Annotated in this window: 21 protein-coding genes and 1 tRNA gene; 14 read left to right on the top strand and 8 right to left on the bottom strand. The window is 62.0% G+C overall.

From position 1 onward, the window contains the following. Position 1: 1 nt before the first annotated feature. From VF194_RS02955 to VF194_RS02935, 5 genes are all read right to left on the bottom strand, one after another. Positions 2-1,198 (bottom strand): O-antigen ligase family protein, encoded by a 1,197-nt coding sequence (locus tag VF194_RS02955; RefSeq protein WP_330887870.1) that lies wholly within the window; start codon positions 1,196-1,198, stop codon positions 2-4. A gap of 76 nt (positions 1,199-1,274) precedes the next feature. Then, the gene (locus VF194_RS02950) at positions 1,275-2,231 is read right to left on the bottom strand and encodes a glycosyltransferase family 2 protein (RefSeq protein ID WP_330887869.1); all 957 of its coding nucleotides are present in this window, start codon (positions 2,229-2,231) and stop codon (positions 1,275-1,277) included. A 39-nt stretch (positions 2,232-2,270) separates the two neighbouring features. Then, a complete protein-coding gene (locus tag VF194_RS02945; RefSeq protein ID WP_330887867.1) occupies positions 2,271-3,221 on the bottom strand; it encodes a UDP-glucuronic acid decarboxylase family protein in 951 nt (316 codons plus the stop codon). Between the two features lie 131 nt (positions 3,222-3,352). After that, complete coding sequence (locus VF194_RS02940; protein ID WP_330887865.1) at positions 3,353-3,652, bottom strand: hypothetical protein; 300 nt, start codon at positions 3,650-3,652, stop codon at positions 3,353-3,355. Between the two features lie 95 nt (positions 3,653-3,747). Then, the gene (locus VF194_RS02935) at positions 3,748-3,939 is read right to left on the bottom strand and encodes a DUF3008 family protein (RefSeq protein ID WP_330887863.1); all 192 of its coding nucleotides are present in this window, start codon (positions 3,937-3,939) and stop codon (positions 3,748-3,750) included. A gap of 220 nt (positions 3,940-4,159) precedes the next feature. On the opposite strand from VF194_RS02935, the gene VF194_RS02930 reads away from it, so the two are divergent. The 14 genes from VF194_RS02930 (at position 4,160) to VF194_RS02865 (ending at position 20,583) form a co-directional block, all read left to right on the top strand. Continuing rightward, a complete protein-coding gene (locus tag VF194_RS02930; protein ID WP_330887861.1) occupies positions 4,160-4,951 on the top strand; it encodes a DeoR/GlpR family DNA-binding transcription regulator in 792 nt (263 codons plus the stop codon). Between the two features lie 105 nt (positions 4,952-5,056). Continuing rightward, positions 5,057-6,580: a glycerol-3-phosphate dehydrogenase gene (glpD, locus tag VF194_RS02925; RefSeq protein WP_330887859.1), complete on the top strand. Its 1,524-nt coding sequence runs from the start codon at positions 5,057-5,059 to the stop codon at positions 6,578-6,580. A 7-nt stretch (positions 6,581-6,587) separates the two neighbouring features. Then, a complete protein-coding gene (locus VF194_RS02920; protein WP_330887857.1) occupies positions 6,588-7,676 on the top strand; it encodes an ABC transporter ATP-binding protein in 1,089 nt (362 codons plus the stop codon). Between the two features lie 11 nt (positions 7,677-7,687). After that, the gene (locus VF194_RS02915) at positions 7,688-8,755 is read left to right on the top strand and encodes an ABC transporter ATP-binding protein (RefSeq protein WP_330887855.1); all 1,068 of its coding nucleotides are present in this window, start codon (positions 7,688-7,690) and stop codon (positions 8,753-8,755) included. Between the two features lie 11 nt (positions 8,756-8,766). Then, positions 8,767-9,654, top strand: a complete 888-nt coding sequence (locus VF194_RS02910) for a sugar ABC transporter permease (protein ID WP_330887853.1) — start codon at positions 8,767-8,769, stop codon at positions 9,652-9,654. Positions 9,655-9,656: 2 nt separating this feature from the next. Continuing rightward, complete coding sequence (locus VF194_RS02905; protein ID WP_330887851.1) at positions 9,657-10,454, top strand: carbohydrate ABC transporter permease; 798 nt, start codon at positions 9,657-9,659, stop codon at positions 10,452-10,454. Positions 10,455-10,461: 7 nt separating this feature from the next. Then, the gene (locus VF194_RS02900; RefSeq protein WP_330887850.1) at positions 10,462-10,743 is read left to right on the top strand and encodes a DUF2160 domain-containing protein; all 282 of its coding nucleotides are present in this window, start codon (positions 10,462-10,464) and stop codon (positions 10,741-10,743) included. A gap of 57 nt (positions 10,744-10,800) precedes the next feature. Then, a complete protein-coding gene (locus tag VF194_RS02895) occupies positions 10,801-12,543 on the top strand; it encodes an ABC transporter substrate-binding protein (RefSeq protein ID WP_330887848.1) in 1,743 nt (580 codons plus the stop codon). 146 nt (positions 12,544-12,689) lie between these two features. After that, positions 12,690-13,514: a CoA transferase subunit A gene (locus tag VF194_RS02890; protein WP_330887846.1), complete on the top strand. Its 825-nt coding sequence runs from the start codon at positions 12,690-12,692 to the stop codon at positions 13,512-13,514. Between the two features lie 4 nt (positions 13,515-13,518). Beyond that, on the top strand, positions 13,519-14,274 hold the full coding sequence (locus VF194_RS02885; protein WP_330887844.1) for a CoA-transferase: 756 nt from the start codon (positions 13,519-13,521) through the stop codon (positions 14,272-14,274). Positions 14,275-14,304: 30 nt separating this feature from the next. Then, positions 14,305-15,255 carry a dihydrodipicolinate synthase family protein gene (locus VF194_RS02880; RefSeq protein WP_330887842.1) on the top strand — a complete coding sequence of 317 codons (951 nt, stop codon included), beginning with the start codon at positions 14,305-14,307 and terminating at the stop codon, positions 15,253-15,255. A gap of 508 nt (positions 15,256-15,763) precedes the next feature. Continuing rightward, positions 15,764-17,710 (top strand): PrkA family serine protein kinase, encoded by a 1,947-nt coding sequence (locus tag VF194_RS02875; protein WP_330887840.1) that lies wholly within the window; start codon positions 15,764-15,766, stop codon positions 17,708-17,710. A gap of 3 nt (positions 17,711-17,713) precedes the next feature. After that, a complete protein-coding gene (locus VF194_RS02870) occupies positions 17,714-19,030 on the top strand; it encodes a YeaH/YhbH family protein (RefSeq protein WP_330887839.1) in 1,317 nt (438 codons plus the stop codon). A gap of 14 nt (positions 19,031-19,044) precedes the next feature. After that, positions 19,045-20,583 carry a SpoVR family protein gene (locus VF194_RS02865; RefSeq protein ID WP_330887837.1) on the top strand — a complete coding sequence of 513 codons (1,539 nt, stop codon included), beginning with the start codon at positions 19,045-19,047 and terminating at the stop codon, positions 20,581-20,583. A 7-nt stretch (positions 20,584-20,590) separates the two neighbouring features. On the opposite strand, the gene VF194_RS02860 is transcribed toward VF194_RS02865, so the two are convergent. From VF194_RS02860 to VF194_RS02850, 3 genes are all read right to left on the bottom strand, one after another. Continuing rightward, complete coding sequence (locus VF194_RS02860) at positions 20,591-21,382, bottom strand: enoyl-CoA hydratase/isomerase family protein (protein WP_330887835.1); 792 nt, start codon at positions 21,380-21,382, stop codon at positions 20,591-20,593. Positions 21,383-21,503: 121 nt separating this feature from the next. After that, positions 21,504-21,578: transfer RNA gene (locus tag VF194_RS02855), tRNA-Val, on the bottom strand. Between the two features lie 69 nt (positions 21,579-21,647). Further along, positions 21,648-24,095 carry a penicillin-binding protein 1A gene (locus tag VF194_RS02850; RefSeq protein WP_330887833.1) on the bottom strand — a complete coding sequence of 816 codons (2,448 nt, stop codon included), beginning with the start codon at positions 24,093-24,095 and terminating at the stop codon, positions 21,648-21,650. Between the last annotated feature and the right edge of the window lie 217 nt (positions 24,096-24,312).

Raw genomic sequence — 24,312 nt, 5'->3', positions numbered from 1 at the left:
ATCACCGTCCTTCTCCGCCGCACGCCAGTCGCGCGACGGCGGCAGTCAGCGCCAGGGAGGACCAGAGCAGCATTGCCGGCCAGTTGCTGAAAAAGCTCTGGCCGACCGAAAACGGCAGCAGGACAACGAGAAGGCAGCCGGCGAGGAAAGTGCCGACGAGCCTGATATGGGCGTCATCGGCCCGAAGCGGCTTCAGAACCCGCCAGATCAGAATCACCACGAAAACCGCAAAGCCAAGGAAGCCGATCATGCCGGTTTCGGCGAGCCACTCGACGTACATGTTGTGTGGATGCGGATGGCACTCGGAGATGAGGCCGCGATCGAGGATTTCCCGGCACGCGAAGCGGAAATTATCCATGCCGACGCCGGCCAGGGGATGCTCTCGCCATAGCCGCAGGCCGGCCAGAATCAATTCGCCATAGATCGAATGCCAGAAATGCTCGATAACCTGCAAGGCGCTCCTTGCCCGGGCTAGAATTCGTGCGCTGCCGAGCAGCACGGCAGCTAACGCGGCTGCAGCGGCGAGTATTCCGAACAGGCCGTAGCGGCGATACTCGACCGATATCATCGTCGCAAGAAGCACCATGGCGGCAAGAGCGATGAGGGTCAGCAATGTCGCCGAGCGTTCTCCGGTCAGCAGGACGAAGGCAACCATCAGACAAGCGAAGCCCCACATCGAGGGCTTCACGCGCCAGAGATCCCGGTCGGTCACGCGGGCGGCGATCAGCAGCAGCCAGCCGGCCATGAACGGAAAGCCGATCCGGACAACGAAAATGCCGATATTGGGACGATCGAGCGCGGCTGTGAGCCGATTGCCGAGCATCGGCCGGCCGGTGAGCGACGTGCCGGTCGCCAATTGGACAAGGCCATCGATGATCGCAAAAGCCAGGATGATACCCCAGGCGCGCATGATCAGCGTCAGGTCATCATGCGACCGGACCAGCCAAAAGGGCACTGCGGCAAAAAACACGATGAAGCGCAGCCACAGCAGGCTCCGGCCGAAAGATTCACCGACATTGCCGGCGAATGGCGAAACCAGGATATTCAAGGCCAGCCAGGTGACGAAGAGCGTGCCGACCAGCGGATCCTTGACGATGTCCCATTTCTTCTGTTGAGCAATCGTGGCAAGGAATGAAAGGCCGATCACGGCCATGAAAACTTCCGCACCGCCTCGCGCCACCAGCAATGCGAGCGGCATGAGGCCGAATAGCCAAAGATTGAAACGTTGCAGCTTCGCCCATTTGGGGAGCGCTCGGGAGGACGCCTCCATCAATTCAAGGCACTCCCACAACTCTGCCGCCCGGTATGCGGCGTACATTCCGCAAAAGTCGGAAGGCCTCCGCCAAATGCAGCAGGGTTTCTTGCGCTTCACCGAGCAGCCCGAGTTTTGCCACTCCATAAAGCATGAGCATCCGCAGACGATTAAATGGCAACCCGCATCGGGAGACAGCTTTCCAGCCGCTGGAGATGCATTTTTTCGTCAGGAAGGCGCGGAGCGTTGCGTCGTATTCCGGATGATCCTGCAGCATATTGTAATGCGCGAGGAAGCGGTCGTGTACCAACTGACCTATATTGGATGAGACATGCGATCCAATCTGGGGTGCGTAAGTCATGATGGCCCGCAGGTCGATCATGCGTGAGGCTTGAGCGGCCATGCGAAGTGGAAAGGACTCATCCTGTACGAATATACGTTCGTCGCAGCCGCCGCCCGCCCGGAACACATTCGCATCGACGAGCCAGGTCATACGTACGAAGCCGCGTCCACGCAATATCATCTGCAGCGGGGTGTCGCTGACGAAATATTCAGGCTTGTCCGGCATGGGTGCAGGGTGAATGGCGTCGGCCGGCGCTTGCGAATGCATAACCTTGCCGTGGATGATCTGTGCATTCTCGGCTCTCAATAGCCGCAGCATGATCGCGACGGCATTTGGGGCGATCAGCTCATCGGCATCGATGAAACAGAGGAATTTCCCTCTTGCCGCCCGGGCGCCCTGATTGAGGCGGATGCTGGGGCCGGCGTTGATACTGTTCTCGATAACGGTGCAATTGCCGAGGCCTGGCCCCAGTTCCCGCAACATGGCGAGCGAGTGATCGGGAGAAGCATCGTCGACGAAAATATATTCTACAGTGCCGTCGAAAACCTGGTCCTTGAGGGCGCGAATGACATACGGAAGAACTGCGGCTTTGCGAAATACCGGTATGACGAAGCTGATATCGGGCGAGGGCTGCATCTATCTCGAATTGATTTTCGCTTGTTGTGAATAAAAAGATCAGAATCGGCCTTTTGACAGTTCAGATTCGAAGTAGGCGATGGTTTTCTCAAGCCCCTGCCGCAATGCGACGCTCGGCTGCCAGCCGAGGAGTTTTTTCGCCTTTTCGATATTTGGCTGCCGCTGCATAGGATCGTCTTCGGGCAAAGGCTTGAAAACCAGCTGCGACTTCGCACCGGTCAATTCGATGACCATCTTGGCAAGATCCATGATGGTGAACTCGACGGGATTGCCGAGGTTGATCGGGCCGGTCACATCATCCGGCGCATTCATCAGGCGGATAATGCCATCGACGAGGTCGTCCACATAGCAGAAGCTGCGCGTCTGCGAGCCTTTGCCATATATGGTGATGTCGCGGCCTTTAAGGGCCTGCACGATGAAATTGCTGACCACGCGGCCATCGTTCGGCAGCATGCGGGGGCCATAGGTGTTGAATATCCGCGCGACGCGAATATTCAGCCGATGCTGACGATGGTAGTCGAAGAACAGGGTTTCGGCGCATCGCTTGCCTTCATCGTAACAAGCGCGAGGCCCGATCGGATTGACATTGCCCCGATAGTCTTCCGTTTGCGGGTGCATCTCGGGATCGCCGTAAACTTCCGAGGTGGATGCCTGGAAAATTTTCGCTTTTGTGCGCTTGGCAAGGCCGAGCATGTTGATGGCCCCATGCACGCTGGTCTTGGTGGTCTGCACGGGATCGAACTGGTAGTGGATGGGGGAGGCTGGGCAGGCCAGATTGTAGATCTCGTCGACTTCGACGTAGAGCGGGAATGTCACATCATGGCGCATCAGCTCGAAAAAGCGATGATCCATGAGGTGGACGATATTGTCCTTTCTGCCGGTATAGAAATTGTCCAGACAGATGACATCGTGCCCATCCTGCAGCAGCCGTTCGCAGAGATGCGAGCCGAGGAAGCCGGCCCCCCCCGTCACCAAGATACGTTTGCCCATCGTCTAGAAGTCCTGACATGAATCGAACGGCCCGGCGGTTGTGCCGGCGAGCCGCTAACTAGCATATGCGACCATAGATGAGTAGCTGTTACGCCCCTTGGTACTCGGTAGGCCGCGAAGTGGGTGGGCCGCTAGGTTTCGGTGACCAGCCGGATCGACTCGGCGGGCGGGCGCCGCACCACGGCAAATCCGTCATAGGTGATCGGTGCGGCGTGGAATTCCGGCACCCGCGATTCCCGCTCCGCCCTTTCCTTGTCCGGCCCGCCGATCTTGCCGCGGATTTCGAGCAGCTTCTGCAGCATCGTCTCGGCGCCCGGGAGGGCGCCTTCGGTGATGACCTCGATGCGGGATTTCGGCATGCCTCCCGTGGCGATCGCGACCGTGGCGCGTTCGACCGGGAGGCGCGGAATGATCGCCGTCAAATCGCTCATAGTTAAAAACTAGCAAATTTCGCCCCGCTTCAGAAGCGAAGGTATTTTTCCGGGAATTCTTCACATATTTTCAGTGAGTTACATATCCCATCCGGTCAGCTTTTCGATCTCCTTTTGGGAAGCTTCTTGCGTTTGGCATGGGCCATCCGCTCCAGCTCCTTTTCGCTCATCGACTGGGCCATCCCCTTCGAGGCGCCCCGCAGGCTGGATTTCGGCTTTTCGCCGCGTTCGGCGGCCAGCGCCGCCCCCGCGGCCATCTGCTGTTTTTTCGACCGTGCCTTGGCCATAGACGTCTCCTCGGCCTGTTGCTGCTCCGACAATTACGGAAAAGCATCTGTTTTCGTTCCAGTACTGCCGCGCCGCCCTTTCGATGGCCGGGCCGCCTGCCTCTTTTGCCGATGGCCCTGATGGCCTAAAACGAAAGTCCTGGTTTCGTTTGTACTTTCGTACCCGGGCCGGTTCGAGCAGCCATCGAAACGAGTCTTCAGTGACCTGGGAGGTTGGGCCATGGATGAGATTTCATCGCGGCAGCGCCAGATTTTGGGGATCGCCCGCGAGGCCGGGCGGGTCAGCGTCGAAGAGCTGGCCCTGCGTTTCGATGTCACGCCACAGACCATCCGCAAGGATCTCAACGAGCTATGCGATCGCCGCTTCCTGGCGCGCGTCCATGGCGGCGCCGTTCTTGCCTCCAGCGTGGAGAATGTCGGCTACGAGGCGCGGCGCTTCGTCGCCCAGGACGAGAAGCAGCGGATCGGCCGGGCGGCCGCCCAGTTGGTGGCCAACCATTCCTCCCTGTTCATCAATATCGGCACCACCACCGAAGAGGTGGCAAAGGCCCTAACCGATCACGACGGCCTGCTGGTGATTACGAATAACCTGCATGTTGCGGCGGAATTATACCGTCATCCGCGCATCGAGGTGATCCTGGCCGGCGGCACCGTGCGCCGCTCCGATGGCGGCATCATTGGCGCCGCGACGGTGGAATTCATCCGCCAGTTCAAGGTGGACACCGCCGTCATCGGCGCCTCGGCGATCGATGCCGATGGCACGCTGCTCGATTTCGACTATCGCGAGGTGCGGGTCTCACGCGCGATCATAGAAAGCGCCCGCCGGGTGATCCTGGTCGCCGACCGCCTGAAATTCGAACGCTCGGCGCCGGTGCGGATTGCCCATCTGGAAGAGATCGATGTCTTCGTTACCGACCATATCCCGAGCGAAGACCTCAAGGCGATGTTCGAGGCCAATCGGGTGGAGGTTGTCGAGGTCGGCGGACATCCAGGGCGCGTGAGCGAAGATTAGGTTTTCCCTTCCAGGTTCTGTATTTTCATTTTGGCTTGAATATTTTGCGTTTTGAGAGGTAAAGTGAAAATATAGACGGCCAGTCATCCGGCATGGGAGGAAAGGTTGGGGGTAATCTTCGACCTCGCAATCTGCGGTGGTGGCATCAATGGCACCGGCATCGCGCGCGATGCTGCAGGCAGAGGCCTGTCGGTCGTGCTTTGCGAGCAGAATGATCTGGCCAGTGCCACCTCGTCGGCCTCGACCAAACTGATCCATGGCGGACTGCGTTACCTGGAGTTCTACGAATTCCGGCTGGTCCGCGAAGCCTTGCGGGAGCGCGAGGTGCTGCTGCGCATGGCACCTCATATCATTTCGCCATTGCGCTTCGTCCTGCCGCATCACCGCGGCCTGCGTCCCGCCTGGATGCTGCGGCTCGGATTATTCCTGTATGACCATCTCGGCGCCCGCAAAATCCTGCCGCCGACCCGCAGCCTGCGCCTTAGACGCGATCCCGCCGGCGCGGTCTTGCGGCCGGAACTGAAATTCGCGTTCGAATACTCCGATTGCTGGGTCGATGATGCCAGGCTCGTGACGCTGAATGCCGTCGACGCGGCGGCGCGCGGCGCTGTGATCCGGCCGCGCACGCGCATGGTTTCGGCGCGGCGCGACGGCGATATCTGGCGGCTGGTGGTGGAGACCGCGGCGGGGATGCGCGAGATTCTTTCGGCGCGCACACTGGTAAATGCGGCCGGGCCGTGGGTCGCGGATATGCTGTCGGGCGTGGTGCAGGCGAATGCCGCCGCCAGGGTCAGGCTGGTCAAGGGCAGCCATATCGTCGTGCGAGGGATGTTCGAGCACGAACGCGCCTACATTTTTCAGAATGCCGACGGCCGGGTGATCTTCGCCATCCCCTATCAGGACGATTTCACGCTGATCGGAACCACGGATCAGGATTACGAAGGCGATCCCGCCGCGGTGCATGCCTCGGAGGAGGAGATCGCCTATCTCTGCCATGCCGCCAACGACTATTTCCGCCGGCCGATCGCACCTTCGGATGTGGTCTGGAGCTATTCCGGCGTCCGCCCGCTCTATGACGACGGCGCTTCAAAAGCGCAGGAGGCGACGCGGGATTATGTCCTCGAACTGGATGTGCCGCGCCGGCAGGCGCCGCTGCTGTCCGTCTTCGGCGGCAAGATCACGACCTATCGGCGTCTTGCCGAAGCCGTCCTCGATCGTTTGAGCGATTATCTGAATATCGGCCCGGCCTGGACGGCGACAGCCGCGTTGCCGGGCGGCGATTTCCCCTATGACGGTCGGGATCAGGTCATTGCCGATCTGCTGGGCCGCCATTCCTTCCTCGATAAGAGCTGGGCGACGCGCCTGGTGCGCCTCTACGGCACGCGCGCCAACGATATTCTGGCCGGCGCGAAGCGGCGCGAAGATCTCGGCGTCGATTTCGGTCATGACCTGACCGAAGCCGAGGTCCGCCATCTGATGAACAATGAGTGGGCCCGGACTGCCGAGGATGTGCTGTGGCGCAGAACCAAGCTCGGCCTGCGCCTGACGCCAGAGCAGGCCGCCCGGCTCGGCGCCTGGATGGCCGAGCGTGCTGCAAAAGACGGCTCATTGACGGCGCGGACGGCGTAGGAACCGCATGGAACTGACGCTCGAAAATATCAGCAAGATCGTCGATGGCGAGACGCATATCGCCGAGACGACGCTGACCTTGCGGCCGGGCACGGTGAATGTCCTGCTCGGCCCGACGCTGGCGGGTAAAACCTCGCTCATGCGGCTGATGGCCGGCCTCGATCAGCCGAGCGGCGGCCGGATTCTGGTCGATGGCCGCGATGTGACCGGTCTGCCGGTCAGCAAGCGCAATGTCGCCATGGTCTACCAGCAATTCATCAATTATCCGACGCTGACCGTCTACGAAAACATTGCCTCTCCGCTACGCGTCGCCGGCCTTGCGAAGGAGGAAATCGAGGCGCGGGTGCGCGAGGCCGCCAAGCTGTTGAAGCTTGAGAACATGCTGAGCCGGCTGCCGCTGCAACTGTCGGGCGGTCAGCAGCAACGCACGGCAATCGCGCGCGCTCTGGTCAAGCGCGCCGAACTGGTGCTGATGGACGAACCGCTTGCCAATCTGGATTACAAGTTGCGCGAGGAGCTGCGCGACGAACTGCCGCGCATTTTCGCGACGACCGGCGCGGTCTTTGTCTATGCCACCACAGAACCATCCGAGGCCCTGCTGCTCAGCGGCAATACCGTCGCATTGTTCGAGGGGCGTGTGGCCCAATTCGGCCGGACGACCGAGCTGTATCACCGGCCCGCCAGCCTGGTGACTGCGCGGGTCTTTTCCGATCCGCCGCTGAACCGCGTCGAGGCCACCAAGGTCCATGGCGATCTCCGGCTCGATACCGGCCACAGCCTGCCGATGACGACCGCCCTGGCGGGTCTGCCGGAGGGACGATACACGATCGGCTTCCGTGCCCATCATCTGCTGCTCGACCGGCCGAAATCCGATTGCGTCATGCTGCCGGCTATTGTGGCGGTTTCGGAGATAACCGGCTCGGAAAGTTACGTCCATGTCGATGTCGGCGCGCATCGCTGGGTGGCTTTGGCCGCCGGCGTGCGCCGGTACGAGCCGGGGCAGCGGATCGATGTCTATCTCGAGCCTCGGCGGCTGTTCGCGTTCGCCGCCGATGGCCGGATCGCGGCGATCGCCGACCAGGCGATGGCAGCGTAGGAGGGCGGATCATGGCACGGATCGTCCTGGACAATGTCGCGCATTCCTACGAAGCAAAACCGCAGGCGGATGCGGATTGGGCATTGAAGCCGTCGGATCACGTCTGGGAGCACGGCGGCGCCTATGCCCTGCTCGGGCCATCGGGCTGCGGCAAGACGACGTTGCTCAATATCATATCCGGCCTGGTGGTTCCGACCCGCGGGCGCATTCTGTTCGACGATATCGATGTTACGCACCTGCCGACCGAGAAGCGCAACATCGCCCAGGTTTTCCAGTTCCCGGTGATCTACGACACCGTCACTGTCGCCGAGAACCTGGCATTCCCGCTGCGCAATCGCGGCATGTCGCGCGAAGCCGCCATGGCGCGGGTCAAGGAGATCGCCCGCCTGCTCGAACTGACCCATGATTTGCCTCGCAAGGCGCGCGGCCTGACCGCCGATGCCAAGCAGAAGATATCGCTTGGCCGCGGGCTGGTGCGGCCCGATGTCGCCGCAATTCTGTTCGATGAACCGCTTACGGTGATCGACCCGCACCTGAAATGGGAGTTGCGCTCGGCGCTGAAGGAGATCCATCGCAAGCTCGACGTGACGATGATCTATGTCACGCATGATCAGACCGAGGCGCTGACTTTCGCCGACACGGTGGTAGTCATGCATGAGGGGCAGGTCGTGCAGGTCGGCACGCCCGATGAACTCTTCGACCGCCCGGCGCACACCTTCGTCGGTCATTTCATCGGCTCGCCCGGCATGAATCTGCTGCCCTGCGCCGTTGACGGCGATACGGCGCGGATTGCCGGCCATTCGGTGAAGCTTGGGCGCCGCTATGACGGCCTGGCCGGCCGCATCGAACTCGGTGTGCGGCCTGAATTCGCCGCGCTGTCGAATGCCGGCGAGGGCCTGCCGGTGCGCATCAAGCAAATCGACGATCTGGGCCGCACGCGCATCGCCCGGCTCGACCTTGCCGGCTTTCCCATTGCCGCGACCGTGCCGCCGGATACCGATGTCAGTGGCGATGCCGGAATCGTCGCATTCAATCCGGCAAAAGTCTTCATCTATGCCGATGGCCGACTGGTGGCGTGAGGGTCTGGAGGATGAAAAAGACCGTCAACAACAAAGCCTGGTTCCTGGTGCTGCCGGTGCTGCTGATTGTCGCCTTCAGCGCCATCATCCCGCTGATGACGGTGGTCAACTATTCGGTGCAGGACACCTTCGGCAACAACAATTTCTTCTGGAACGGCATCGGCTGGTATAAGGAGCTGCTCGATCCCTCCACCGAACTCGGCGGCCGTTTTTTCGCGTCGCTTTGGCGCAATCTGCTTTTCTCCGGCATCATCCTGCTGATCGAGATACCGCTTGGCATCATCATCGCCTTGTCGATGCCGCGGCATGGCTGGCCGGTCGCCGCCTGCCTGGTGATCATGGCGATGCCGCTGCTGATACCCTGGAACGTCGTCGGCACCATCTGGCAGATTTTCGCCCGTGGCGACATCGGTCTGTTCGGCTGGGCGGTCAACATGCTCGGCATCGGCTACCACTACGCGCAGGATGGCCTTTCGGCATGGTTCACCATCATCCTGATGGACGTCTGGCATTGGACCTCCCTGGTGGCGCTGCTCTGCTATGCGGGATTGAAGTCGATACCGGAAGCCTATTACCAGGCGGCACGCATTGACGGCGCTTCGCGCCTGGCCATTTTCCGCATGATCCAGCTGCCGAAAATGCGCCGCGTCCTCATCATCGCCGTGCTGCTGCGTTTCATGGACTCGTTCATGATCTATACCGAGCCTTTCGTCGTGACCGGCGGCGGTCCGGGCAATACGACGACCTTCCTCTCCATCGACCTGGTCAAGCTGGCGCTCGGCCAGTTCGATCTCGGCAAGGCGGCGGCCATGTCGATCGTCTACAACCTGATGATCCTGGCGGCCTGCTGGGTCTTCTACACCGTGATGAACAATCTGGACGCGGAGAGGAGGGCCTGATCATGCGGCGCGGCGCGGCAGTCACGACACTCTATCTGCTGTTCCTTCTGCTGCCGATCTACTGGCTCGTCAACATGAGCCTGAAGACCAATGAAGAGATCACCAGCACCCTGACATTGTGGCCGCGCGAGCTGACATTCCAGAACTACGTCCAGATTTTCACCGACAGCTCCTGGTATTCCGGCTACATCAATTCGCTGGAATACGTAGTCATCAACACGATCCTGTCGATCTGTCTGGCATTGCCGGCGGCCTATGCCTTCTCGCGGTATCGCTTCCTCGGCGACAAGCATCTTTTCTTCTGGCTGCTGACCAACCGCATGGCTCCGCCGGCGGTGTTTGCGCTGCCTTTCTTCAACCTCTACTCGGCGATCGGGCTGTTCGACACGCCTTGGGCGGTGGCGCTGGCGCATACGCTATTCAATGTGCCGCTGGCGGTCTGGATCCTGGAAGGCTTCATGTCCGGGGTGCCGCGTGAGATCGACGAGACCGCCTATATCGATGGCTACTCCTTCCCCGTCTTCTTCGTGAAGATCTTCGTGCCGTTGATTGCCAGCGGGATTGGGGTCACGGCTTTCTTCTGTTTCATGTTCTCCTGGGTCGAGCTGCTGCTGGCGCGCACGCTGACCACGATCGACGCCAAGCCGATCGCCGCGACGATGACACGGACCGTCTCCGCCGCCGGCATGGATTGGGGATTGCTGGCTGCCGCCGGCGTGCTGACGCTGATCCCCGGCATTTTGGTGATCTGGTTCGTCCGCAACTACATAGCCAAGGGCTTTGCCCTCGGGCGGGTGTGAGGCCGCGATGGAACGATTCGCATGGATGGCATGGACCTGGGAGACGGCGCTGTTCTTCGGTGTCGTCGCCTGTCTGCTCGCGACGATGACGGTCCTGGCCCTGTGCCGGCCGGAGGCGGAGCGGATCGGGATATTGCGCATCCCGACCACGCGCGGCGATCGGCTGTTCATCACGTTGCTGCTGACGGCGTTCATCAATCTGGCCTGGCTGGGCCTGGTCAACGAAGACCTCTACTGGGCGCTCGGAATCTCGGTTTTGGTTGGTGTCGGCGTATTCCGGTTTGTGTGAGTGCGGACGTAACGCGCAGCCTTTGTCTGCGCAGAAAATCAACCTGAGGAGGAAGCGATGAATAGGGCATTAAGGTTTATAGGGGCATCCGCCCTGGCGATCTTAGTCAGTTCGCCGGCCTTCGCGGATATGGAAGCGGCGCGGCGATGGGTGGAGACCGAATTCCAGCCTTCGACCCTGTCCAAAGAAGAGCAGATGAAGGAAATGGAATGGTTCATCAAGGCTGCCGAACCGTTCAAGGGCATGGAGATCAACGTCGTCTCGGAAACGATCACGACGCATGAATACGAGTCCAAGACGCTTGCCAAGGCGTTCACGGAAATCACCGGGATCAAGGTACGCCACGACCTTCTGCAGGAAGGCGACGTGGTCGAGAAGATCCAGACCCAAATGCAGTCGGGCAAGAATATCTACGATGCCTGGGTCAACGATTCCGACCTGATCGGCACGCATTTCCGCTACAAGCAGGCCATCCCGCTGAGCGACTGGATGACCGGCGATGGCAAGGATGTCACCCTGCCGACGCTGGATGTGAAGGACTTCATCGGCATTTCGTTCACGACGGCGCCGGATGGCAAAATCTACCAGTTGCCGGACCAGCAATTCGCCAACCTTTACTGGTTCCGTTACGACTGGTTCCAGCGTCCGGATCTGAAGAAGAAGTTCAAGGACAAATACGGCTACGATCTCGGCGTGCCGGTCAACTGGTCGGCCTATGAGGACATCGCCAACTTCTTCACCAACGACGTGAAGGAGATCGACGGCGTCCGCGTCTATGGCCATATGGATTACGGCAAGAAGGATCCGTCGCTCGGCTGGCGGTTCACCGACGCGTGGCTGTCGATGGCCGGCAATGGCGACAAGGGCATCCCGAACGGCAAGCCCGTCGACGAGTGGGGCATCCGCATGGAAGGCTGCAACCCGGTCGGCTCGTCCGTCGAGCGCGGCGGCGACACCAACGGGCCGGCCAGCGTCTATGCCGTGGCCAAATATGTCGACTGGCTGAAGAAATATGCCCCGCCGCAGGCGGCCGGCATGACCTTCTCCGAGGCCGGCCCGGTACCGGCGCAGGGCAATATCGCCCAGCAGATCTTCTGGTACACGGCATTCACCGCCGACATGGTCAAACCCGGCCTGGCGGTGATGAACAAGGACGGCACGCCGAAATGGCGTATGGCGCCCTCGCCGCATGGGGCCTACTGGAAGGACGGCATGAAGCTGGGCTATCAGGATGCCGGATCCTGGACCTTGCTGAAATCCACTCCGCTGGAGCGCCGCAAGGCGGCCTGGCTTTATGCCCAGTTCACGGTCTCGAAGACGGTGTCGCTCAAGAAGAGCCATGTCGGCCTGACTTTCATCCGCGAGAGCGACATCTGGGACAAGTCATTCACCAAACGGGCACCGGAACTGGGCGGCCTGATCGAATTCTACCGCTCGCCCGCCCGCGTGCAGTGGACGCCGACCGGCGTGAACGTGCCGGATTACCCCAAGCTGGCGCAGCTCTGGTGGCAGAATATCGGCGATGCCTCCTCGGGCGAAAAGACGCCGCAGCAGGCCATGAATGCCCTGGCGGCGGCCCAGGATTCGGTGCTCGAGCGCCTGGAGAAATCGAAGGTCCAGGGCGAGTGCGGACCCAGGCTGCATAAGAAGCAGTCGGCCGAATACTGGTTCGACAAGGCCCAGAAGGACGGCAATATCGCGCCGCAGCGCAAGCTGGCCAACGAGAAGCCGAAGGGCGAAACGGTGGATTACGATGCCCTGATCAAGAGCTGGCCGGCGAAGCCGCCGACACGGTCGTAACAAGTAACAAGATTTCCCTCCCTACTGACGGCCGGGGCAGGTGCCCCGGCCTTTTTTTAGACCCGCGAGGGGCCTAGCCGCGCAGTTGTCAAGTCCGGGTATCCGCGCGACAATCAGTTGGCGGAACATTGGGAGGACCGCCCGCCATGACCGCTATGACGAGCAGTATCGAACAGCTTGCAGCCCAGATCCCGAATGGCGCCAAGATCGCCGTGCCGCCGGATTATTCCGGCGTCGCCATGGCGCTGACGCGGGCGCTGCTGCGGCGCGGCGTGCGCGATCTGCATGTCGTCTGCGTACCGGTTTCCGGCCTGCAGGCGGAACTGCTGATCGGCGCCGGCTGTGTCGCCACGCTCGAGACCTCCGCCATCACCCTGGGCGAATACGGCCCGGCGCATCGCTTCATCAATGGCCTGCGCAAGAATGCCTTCAGGATGATGGATGCCACCTGTCCCGCCGTGCATGCAGCGATTCAGGCCGGCGGCAAGGGCCTGCCCTTCATGCCGCTGCGCGGCATCATCGGCAGCGATCTCCTGAAGAGCCGCCCCGACTGGATGGTGATCGACAATCCGTTCTCCAGCGAGAAGGATCCCATCGTCCTGCTGCCGGCGATCCGCCCGGATTTCGCCGTCTTTCACGCGCCTTTCGCCGACCGCAACGGCAATGTCTTCATCGGGCGCCGGCGCGAGCTGGTCGCCATGGCGCATGCCTCCGCCGCATCGCTGGTCACGGTGGAGGAGGTGCGCGACATCGACCTGCTCGCCTCGGAGGAGACCGCCGCCGGCACGCTGACGGCAGCCTACATCGGCGGCATCGCCGAGGCACCGCGCGGCGCCTGGCCGCTGCGCCTGTGGGATATCTATCCGGAAGACGAGGCGCATCTGCGCCAATACACCGAGATGGCGCGCAGCGACGAAGGCTTTGAGCGTTATCTCGACCTTTTCGTGCGCGAACAGCGCGCCGCGGAGTAGGGCAATGGCAAACGATCCGGATTTCAGCCGTCAGGAATTGCTGATCGCCGTCATCGCGCGCCTGCTGCAGGGCTGCCGGCTGGTCGCCACGGGCGCGTCGTCGCCCATCCCGGGCGCCGGGGCGCTGCTGGCCCGCGCGCAATCCGGCGGCCGCCTGCGGGTCAATGTGCTGGGCAGCGTGCGCAACGACTTTCTCTGCGATGGCGGGGTCGAGTTATTCGACCTGGCCGGGCAGGGGCGGCTGGATGCTTTCTTCCTGGGCGGCGGCCAGATCGATGGCGAGGCGAATATAAATCTCGTCGGTGCGGGGGGCGAATACCCGCGAACGAATGTGCGCTGGCCCGGCTCGTTCGGCTCGGCCTATCTATATTCCCTGGTGCCGCGCGTCATCCTCTTCCGCGAGGAGCACAGCCGGCGGGTCATGGTGCCGAAGGTCGATTTCATCTCGGCGGCCGGTCCGAAGAGTGACGGCACCTACCGGCCGGGCGGGCCGATCGGCCTGCTGACCAATCTTTGCTGGTTCACCTTCGATCGCCAGCGCCGCCGCTTTGTCTTGGCCAGCGTGCATCCCGGCCACAGTCTGGAAGAGGTGCGCGACAATACCGGCTTCGATTTCGATTGTCCGGCCGCCGGGCCGCAGACCGAGGCGCCCGATGCCGCGACATTGGCATTGATGCGCAGCCGGATTGCCCGGGAAATAGGCGAAACCTATCCGCGCTTTGCGGCGCAGATATTCCCGCAAGCCATGGCGAGTGCATAAGCCGCCATCGCCCCATCAGGAGTACCGCCAATGCGCCTCGACTCATCCGCTGCCGGCGTCTATCCGATCGCACCGACGCCGTTTCATCCGGACGGTAGCATCGACGAAGCCTCGATCGACCGGCTGATCGACGCCTATATCGCGGCGGGCGCCACCGGCGTGACCGTGCTGGGCATCATGGGCGAGGCGCCGAAGCTGGAGCCGGAGGAATCGCTCGCGGTGGCAACGCGCTTCATCAAGGGCATGGGCAAGCTGCCGGTGATCGTCGGTGTCTCGTCGCCGGGCTTCGCCGCCATGCGCAAGCTGGCGCGGCACAGCATGGATCGCGGCGCCGCCGGCGTGATGATCGCTCCGCTGCCTTCGCTGCGCACCGACGAGCAGATCATCGGCTATTACCGCCAGGCGGTCGAGGCGATCGGGCCGGACATTCCCTTCGTCATTCAGGATTATCCGCTTACGCTCTCGGTGCAGATGACGCCGAAGGTAATCCGCCACATCGTGCAGGAGAATGCCTCCTGCATGATGCTCAAGCACGAGGATTGGCCGGGGCTGGAGAAGATCAGCGCTTTGCGCGGCTTTCAGCGCGACGGATCGATGCGGCCGATTTCGATCCTGACCGGCAATGGCGGGCTGTTCCTCGATTTCGAGATGGAGCGCGGCGCCGATGGCGCGATGACGGGCTATGCCTTCCCCGAGATGCTGGCCGATGTGGTGCGATTGCAGAAGGCCGGCAGGCGCGATGAAGCGCATGATCTGTTCGATGCGCATTTGCCGCTGTTGCGTTACGAGCAGCAGCAAGGCGTCGGCCTTGCGGTGCGCAAATACGTGCTGATGCAGCGCGGCCTGCTGGCCTCGGATGCGCAGCGCAAGCCGGGCGCGGCATTGTCGGCGGCCGCGCGGAGTGAAGTCGACTATCTCCTCTCGCGTTTGGCCGCGCGTGATTCCCGCGCCCTGGTGCGGCGCTCCTCGGCGGCGGAATGACGAGCGCGACGGCTTAGCCGGAAGGACCCGCGGCATACTGGAACGTCAGCGCCGCTGAAGCGTTCTTCATGGCGTCTGGTCGCGTCTGCGACTCGCAGGCGTGTCGAATCGCCAAAAGAAAAATTTCAGTACCGCTTCCTGCTTTGTGCGCCAAATGTAGCGACGGCAGCAGCGAGCGATATTGGCTGATAACCGCCCTTGGTCGAGGGGTAGCCAGAAAAAAACTTGCCGTCTGCCCGCGACAAGAGCAAAGATTCCGATACGTCGCGTTGATGTTTGCGCCGGCCGGCTTATTTGCGGAAAGAGGACCTTATCTTGGGACCGAACCGCAACGGCTGGGAAGGGTGCGACCCTCGTTACGATAGCGTCACTGTGCGGAGCGCATCTGAATGTGCACGGCACCGGATCGAGAATTGATCGACGCAATGATCGACCCCAGGGGCACCATCTACTCAGGTGCGGTTGCTCCTCCACTTTCCCTCCATTCATCTCAGACAGCGGGTATGCGATGAGTCAGCAGCCGGACGTATTCGACCTCTATACGCACATCTACGAAGACAGGATGCAGACGGAGATGTCGTTGCGGGACTATCTGTCGCTCTGTCGCGAGGACTCATCGACATACGCGACCGCCGCAGAGCGGATGGTCGCTGCGATCGGCGAGCCCACGGTGATCGACACGGCGCAGGACCCGCGCCTGGGGCGGATCTTCATGAACCGGTCGATCAAACGCTACCCGGCTTTCCGGGATTTTTTTGGCATGGAGGAAGCCATCGAGCGCATCGTCGGCTTCTTCCGCTATGCGGCTCAGGGCCTCGAGGAGCGCAAGCAGATCCTCTATCTGCTCGGTCCGGTCGGCGGCGGCAAGTCGTCGCTCGCCGAGCGCCTGAAGACCCTGATGGAGCAGTTGCCGATTTACGTGCTCAAGGCCGGCGACAAGATCAGCCCCGTCCTGGAATCGCCGCTCGGCCTGTTCGATCCGGAGCGGATGGGCGGCGTGCTGGAGCAGAAATACGGCATCGCGCGCCGCTATCTGACGGGGCTGGCTTCGCCCTGGGCGCTGAAGCGGATTCAGGAATTCGGCGGCGACATCTCGAAATTCACCGTCGTCAAGATGTATCCGTCGAAACTCAACCAGATCGGCGTTTCCAAGGCGGAACCCGGCGATGAGAACAACCAGGATGTCTCCTCGCTGGTCGGCAAGGTGGATATCCGCAAGTTGGAATTCTTCAGCCAGAACGACCCGGACGCCTATTCCTTCAGCGGCGGCCTGAACATGACGACCCAGGGCCTGCTCGAATTTGTCGAGATGTTCAAGGCGCCGATCAAGATGCTGCATCCGCTGCTGACCGCGACGCAGGAAGGCAATTACGTCGGCACCGAAGGCATCGGCGCCATTCCGTTCCAGGGCATCGTGCTGGCGCATTCGAACGAGGCGGAATGGCAGAGCTTCAAGAACAACAAGAACAACGAGGCTTTCATCGACCGCATCTGCGTGATCAAGGTGCCCTATTGCCTGCGCGCCCAGGAGGAATCCGAAATCTACAAGAAGCTTCTGCAGGCCAGCGAATTGGCCAAGGCCCCATGCGCCCCGGCGACGCTCGACATGCTGGCCCAGTTCTGCGTGCTTACCCGTCTGCGCGAGCATGAAAACTCGAATCTTTTCTCGAAGATGCGCGTCTACAACGGCGAGAACCTGAAGGATGTCGATCCCAAGGCGAAATCCATGCAGGAATACCGCGATGTCGCCGGCGTCGATGAAGGCATGACGGGCGTATCGACGCGCTTCGCCTTCAAGGTTCTGTCGGAGACTTTCAATTTCGACATCGAGGAGGTGGCGGCCGATCCGGTGCACCTGATGTATGTGCTCGAGCAGTCGATCCGGCGCACGCAATTTCCGGAGTCGACCGAGAAGCAGTATGTCGACTTCATCAAGAGCGAACTGGCGCCGCGCTATGCCGAGTTCATCGGCAAGGAAATCCAGAAGGCATATCTCGAAAGCTACGGCGATTACGGGCAGAATCTGTTCGACCGTTATCTTGCCTATGCCGATGCCTGGATCGAGGACCAGGATTTCAAGGACCCGGATACCGGGCAGTTGTTCGACCGCAAGATGCTGGATCAGGAATTGTCCAAGATCGAGAAGCCGGCCGGCATCGCGAATCCGAAGGATTTCCGTAACGAGGTGGTGAAGTTCGCCTTGCGCGCGCGCGCCGCCAATAACGGAAAGAATCCGTCCTGGACGTCATACGAGAAAATCCGCGAAGTGGTGGAGAAGCGGATGTTCTCGCAGGTGGAGGATCTTCTGCCCGTCATCAGTTTCACGTCCAAGAGCGACAAGGAAACCGAGCGCAAGCATACCGAATTCGTCAACCGCATGATGAGCAGGGGCTATACCGCGCGGCAAACGCGGCGTTTGGTGGAGTGGTATATGAGGGTGAACAAGGCAGGTTGAAGCATGGGAATGATCATTGTCGATCGACGTCCGAATCCGAAGGGAAAGAGTCACGCAAATCGACAGCGATTCATCCGGGTAGCAAAGGAAACCATCAGGGAAGCGGTTCGGCGGTCGATCAGGGAACGGGCGCTGGGCGATGTCGATACACGGGAGGTGGTCGATATCCCGGTCAAGCGCATCCAGGAGCCCCGCTTCAGGCATTCCAGCCAGGGCGGCCAGCGCGACTATGTGCTGCCCGGCAATAAGGAATATGTGCAGGGCGATACCCTGCCGCGGCCGGACCAGCAGGGCGGGGGCGGCGGCCGTGAGGGCAGCCCCGATGGCGAGGGGGAGGACAATTTCCAATTCACGCTCAGCCGGGACGAGTATCTCGACGTCCTGTTCGAGGAGCTGGAACTGCCCGATCTGGCCAAGACCTATCTGAAGGATATGACGGCGTTCCATAACGTCCGCGCCGGGTTCAGCGCGAGCGGCTCGCCGAACAATCTGAATCTGGTCCGTACGATGCGCAACAGCCTGGCGCGTCGGCTTTGTCTGCATCGCCCCAGGGCAGCGGAACTGGACGCTCTTGAAGCGGAGATCGCCGCGCTTGAGACCTTTGGGGAATGCAAACCGGAGGACGATGCGCGGCTGACCGCGCTGAGGGCATCGCACGCGACCCTGACGCGCCGGATGAAGCGCATCGCCTTCATCGATCCGATCGATCTTCGATTCAACCGCTACGAACCGATTCCGAAGCCGGAGGCCCAGGCCGTGATGTTCTGCCTGATGGATGTCTCCGGCTCCATGACGGAGGGGATGAAGGATCTGGCGAAGCGGTTCTTCCTGTTGCTGCACCTGTTCCTGTCCCGCAAGTACGACCATATCGAGGTCGTATTCATCCGGCATACATCGGAGGCGAAGGAAGTGGACGAGGACACCTTCTTCCATAGCCGGGAAACGGGCGGAACGGTCGTCTCCTCCGCTTTGGCCGAGATGCGGCGCATCGTGGCCGAACGCTATCCGGTCGAAGAGTGGAACATCTATGCAGCGCAGGCTTCCGACGGCGACAACTATTCGGGCGATCGCGAGGCCTGCACGCGCATCATGCAGGAGGATCTTCTGCCGCTCTGCCAGTATTTCGCCTATATCGAAGTGCTCGATGAATCCTCGGCCGACATCTTTCGCTCCGAAAGCAATGCCAGCGTGCTGTGGCGCGACTACAAGGAACTGGCCGACCAGAATCCGAATTTCGCCATGAAGCGTGTGTTTTCGAAGGCGGATATCTTCCCGGTTTTCCATCAACTTTTTGCCAAGGCCCGCCGGGCAGCGGCGTGAGCCGGAGCTAGCATATGAGCGGTTCGGGATCGTCCAGGCTTCTTTTCGAAGGTGCGGAGTGGACCTTCGACACGGTGAAGCGCACCTTCGACGCCATAGAGGCGATTGCGATCGGCGAACTTGGCCTGGAGCCGTATCCAAACCAGATCGAGCTGATTTCCTCCGAGCAGATGCTGGATGCCTATTCGTCGATCGGCATGCCGATCTTCTACAATCACTGGTCCTTCGGGAAGCATTTCGTCCGCGACGAAAAGATGTACCGCAAGGGCTATTCCGGCCTCGCCTACGAGATCGTCATCAATTCCAATCCCTGCATCTCCTACATCATGGAAGACAACACCATGACCATGCAGGCGCTGGTGATGGCGCATGCCGCTTTCGGGCATAACCATTTCTTCAGGAACAATTACCTGTTCAAGGAATGGACGGATGCCGAGGGCATTCTGGACTATCTCAGCTTCGCCAAATCCTATGTGGCGCAATGCGAGGAGAAGCACGGCATCGCCGCAGTCGAGCGTGTTTTGGATGCCGCCCATGCGCTGATGGATCAGGGCGTCAACCGCTACAGCCGCATACGCCAGAAACTCGCCGACGAGGAAAAGCGTGCCGAGGCGCGCCGGCAGCATCACCAGGAAACCTACAACGATTTGTGGCGGACCGTGCCCAAGCTGGGCGAGACGGAAACCCCGCCGGACGAAAAGGATAATGATTCCCGCCGTGCCGCACTCGGCCTGCCGGAAGAAAATCTGCTGTATTTCATCGAGAAATTCTCGCCGCGCCTGGAGAACTGGGAGCGCGAGCTGGTGCGCATCGTGCGCAACATCGCGCAGTATTTCTATCCGCAGAAGCAGACCAAGATGATGAACGAGGGCTGTGCGACCTACGTTCATTACCGCATCATGAACCGGCTCTACGATCAGGGATTGATCGGCGAGGGCTCGATGCTGGAATTCCTCACCAGCCACTCGAATGTCGTCTTCCAGCCGGATTTCGACGACCCGCGCTACAGCGGCATCAATCCCTATGCCCTGGGTTTCGAGATGATGCGCGACATCGAGCGCGTCGTCACCGATCCGACCGAGGAGGACCGTGCCTTCATGCCGGACATCGCCGGAACCGGCGATGTCATGGGGACGCTGAAACATGCCTGGGCCGGTTTCCGTGACGACGCCTTCGTGGCGCAATTCCTGACGCCGCATCTGATCCGCAAGCTGCATCTGTTCAAGCTCGGCGACCGGCAGGACGAACCGCATTACCGGGTCGATGCGATCCACGACGAGCGCGGCTACATCGAGGTGCGGCGCGCTCTGGCGCGCCATTACGATCTCGCCTTCCGCGAGCCGAATATCGAGGTCGCGGATGTCCGCCTGAAGGGCGACCGCCGGCTGGAACTGGTGCATCGCATCACCAACGACGTCCTGCTGTCGGAGCAGGAAGCCAAGGCGGTGCTCGGATATATCGCCGATCTCTGGGGTTACAACGTGCAGCTCGAAGGCATCGATAGCGACGGCGCCTCGCGCTATCGCTACGAAGCCTCGCCGAAGAACGCCTAGCCGAACCTCAGCGGCCCTGCCAGTGCGGCGGGCGCTTGGCGCTGAAGGCTTCGATGCCCTCGCGGAAATCGGCGCTGCCATAGGCGGCGCGGATCAGGTCGGCGTCGTCCGGGTTTGGATCGGTGGCAAGCCGGCGCAGCGCTTCCTTGGTAACCCGCAAGGTTATCGGCGCATGGCCGGCAATGCGGCGGCACAGATCGTCGATATGCGCATCCAGTTCGTCTGCGGCGACGACCGAGACATAGCCGCGCGGCAACTCCTCCGCGGTCGGCATTTCAGCCAGCAGCAGCATCCGCTGCACCACCGCGGTGCCAAGCGTCGCCGTCAGGCGCCGCAGATTGGCCGCCGACAGGCAATTGCCGAGCGTGCGCGCGATCGGCACGCCAAAGCGCGAGCCCGGCGTCGCGATGCGGATGTCGCAGGCATTGGCGATCGCCAAGCCGCCGCCGACCGCCCAGCCCTCGACAACCGCGATGGTCGGAAAGGGCAGGGCCTGCAGGCCGCTGATATAGGCCTCGATCCTCTTTTCATAGGCGATGCCGTCCTCGCCCGAGGCGAAGGCGCGGAATTGCTCGATATCCGTGCCGGCAATGAAGGCCTTGCCGCCGGCGCCGCGCAGCACGGCGACGCGTATGCCGCCATTGCCGCTCAGGCTGGCGCAGGCGGCAGCCAGTTCCTCGTACATGCGCCAGGTCATCGCGTTGCGCGCGGCGGTGCGGTCGATGGTGAGCCGGGCGATCGGGCCCTCGATCGAGCAACGAACATGGCCGTCGGCGGCGACGGGGGATTTATGTGTCATTGGCGAAAGCCCCTGGCTGCGTGAGGCTCGATACGGGAAATATCAGACCGGGTTCCGATGGAATCGCATCGGTACGGCCGGCCGTGATTTTTTGTAAGTTATTGTGATCTATGGAATTTCATGGTGGGCGGTACAGGATTTGAACCTGTGGCCCCACCCATGTGAAGGGTGTGCTCTACCGCTGAGCTAACCGCCCGCCAGAGAGGCAGCGTATAGAGGCGCCGCGGAAAAGTGTCAAGGCGTCGGCTGGAGTTCCGACCGGCGGCTAATAGAGGCCGCCGGTGCCCGAAATCGGGGCCGCGCCGCCGCCGGTATCCGCGCCGCCGCTGTCGTCTTCCGCCATCATCGAGCCGTCCAGCACCGAGCTGCGCTCGCCGGGCTGCGGCTCGGTCCCGGGGCGGAAGGCTTCCAGGATGACATGGCGGTCGCCCGGGCGGGCCAGCTCGCCGGTATCGGCCTGCACGCGCACCAGCCGCACGCCGGGCGGCACGCGGAACTGGATCGCCGGCTTGTTGGCCAACGCCTTGGCCATGAATTCCTTGAAGATCGGCACGGCGATCGTCGCGCCCTGTTCATGCTTGCCCAGGCTCTTCGGCGTGTCGTAGCCGGCATAGACGCCGACGGCGAGGTCTGGACTGAAGCCGATGAACCAGGCATCGTTGCTGTCGTTGGTGGTGCCGGTCTTGCCGGCCAGCGGGATGCCGAGTTCGCGGATGCGCACGCCGGTGCCGCGCTGCACGACGCCCTCGAGAATCGACACGATCTGATAGGCCGTGACCTGGTCGATGACGCGCGGCCGCATGTCGGGGATCACCGGCATCATCTCATCCGCATGGAAGGGCGAGACGCAGTCGGGGCAGGGCCGGTTGTCGTGGCGGTAGATCGTATGGCCCTTGCGGTCCTGGATGCGGTCGATCAGCGTCGGCGTGATCTTGCGTCCGCCATTGACGAACTCGGCATAGGCCGTGGTCAGGCGCAGCAAAGTGGTCTCGCCGGCACCGAGCGCCATGGAGAGGACCGGCGGCATATCGTCGACCACGCCGAAGCGCTTGGCGTAATCGACCACCTTGTCCATGCCGATCGCCTGTGCGAGGCGCACCGTCATCAGGTTGCGCGACTTTTCGATGCCGACGCGCAAGGTCGATGGGCCGTAGAATCGCTTGGTGTAGTTGCCCGGCTTCCACAGCGGCAAACCGGGACCCTGGTCCATCACGAAAGGCGCATCGAGGATCAGGCTGGACGGCGTAAAGCCGCTGTCGAGCGCCGCGGCATAGACGAAAGGCTTGAAGGCCGAGCCGGGCTGGCGCTGCGCCTGGATTGCGCGGTCGAACTGGCTGACGGCATAGCTGAAGCCGCCGACCAGGGCGAGCACGCGGCCGGTATGCGGATCGAGCGCCACCAGCGCGCCGCCGACCTCGGGTATCTGGCGCAGCATGTAGCCGTCCTGCGGATTGCCGTTCATCGGCTCGACGGCGACGACATCGCCCTTGGCCAGCACGTCGGCCGGCTTGCGCGGCACCGGGCCGAAGCTGTCGGGTCCGAGCTTCTTGCGCGCCCAGCGCAGCCCGGAATAGGGAATGCGGCCCCTGCTGCCATCGGCAAAACCGATTTCGGCGGCGCTGTCGTTGAGGTCGAGCACCACGGCAACCCGCCAGGGCTGCAATACGCCCGGAATGGTGCCGAGCGCCGCCAGGCTGGCGCGCCAGTTGTCATTGAGCGCGATGTGATGGAGCGGGCCGCGCCAGCCGCCGGCGCGGTGATCATAGGCCACGAGGCCGTCGCGCAGCGCCTGCTCGCCGATCGCCTGCAGCCGCGGATTCATCGTGGTGCGTACGCTCAAGCCGCCTTCGTAGAGCCGCTTCTCGCCGTAGCGGTCGGCCAGTTCGCGCCGGACCTCCTCGGCGAACCAGTCGGCGCGCGCCACTTCCGAATCGGGGCGGGTGCGGGTGGTCAGCGGCGTCGCGACGGCCTGCCTGGCCTGCTCGGCGGTAATCACCCCATCTTCCAGCATGCGGCCGATCACCCAGTCGCGTCGGTCCTTGGCGCGTTCGGGGTGGCGCACCGGATTGTAGTTGCTGGGCGCCTTCGGCAAGGCCGCGAGAAAAGCCGCTTCCGGCACGGTCAGATCGTAGAGCGACTTGTCGAAATAGGCGAGCGCGGCGGCAGCCACGCCATAGGAGCCGGCGCCGAGATAGATCTCGTTGAGATAGAGTTCGAGGATCTTGTCCTTCGAGAAGGCTTTCTCGATGCGGAAGGCGAGAATCGCCTCCTTGGCCTTGCGGGTCAGCGACACCTCGTTGGTGAGCAGGAAATTCTTTGCCACCTGCTGCGTGATGGTGGAGGCGCCGACCGGCCGGCGGTTCTGCGCCACGTTGACGGCGTTCTGAATCACGGCGCGGATCAATCCGACCGGATCGATGCCGGAATGCTCGTAGAAATTCTTGTCCTCGGCGGCGAGGAAAGCCTGCTTCACCAGCGGCGGGATCGCCTCGATCGGCACGAACAGGCGGCGCTCATGGGCGAATTCGGCGATCAGCCGGCCATCGCCGGCATGCACGCGCGTCGTCACCGGCGGCTGATAATCGGCAAGCTGCTGGTAGTCGGGCAGGTCGCGACCGAAATACCACAGCCCCGCGAGAACAGCGCCAGCCGCGCCGATACCGGCCAAGACGATGAGGAACAGCAGGATGACCAGATGACGCAGCAACCACATGACGAAACGCACTTCCCCGAATATGACGAGGCCGGAACTGTCGGCGGTGCAAACTCCTACGCCGCTGCCGGCTTTCTGTATAGCGCTCTTATAGCTGGAATATTATGGCGTTCCTGGGGCGGGTGAGCCTGCCGACCCCCAGGGTGAGAGAACATAATACGAATACTGTGGCGAAAATCGCACAGCGGACGTCCCGGCCCGCCGCAATGCGCGGCGG

Source organism: Ferrovibrio sp., assembly GCF_036381655.1.
GTDB lineage: Bacteria > Pseudomonadota > Alphaproteobacteria > Ferrovibrionales > Ferrovibrionaceae > Ferrovibrio.
Note: the sequence above shows the minus strand (reverse complement) of the source record. Positions and strands in the feature narration are given on the sequence as shown.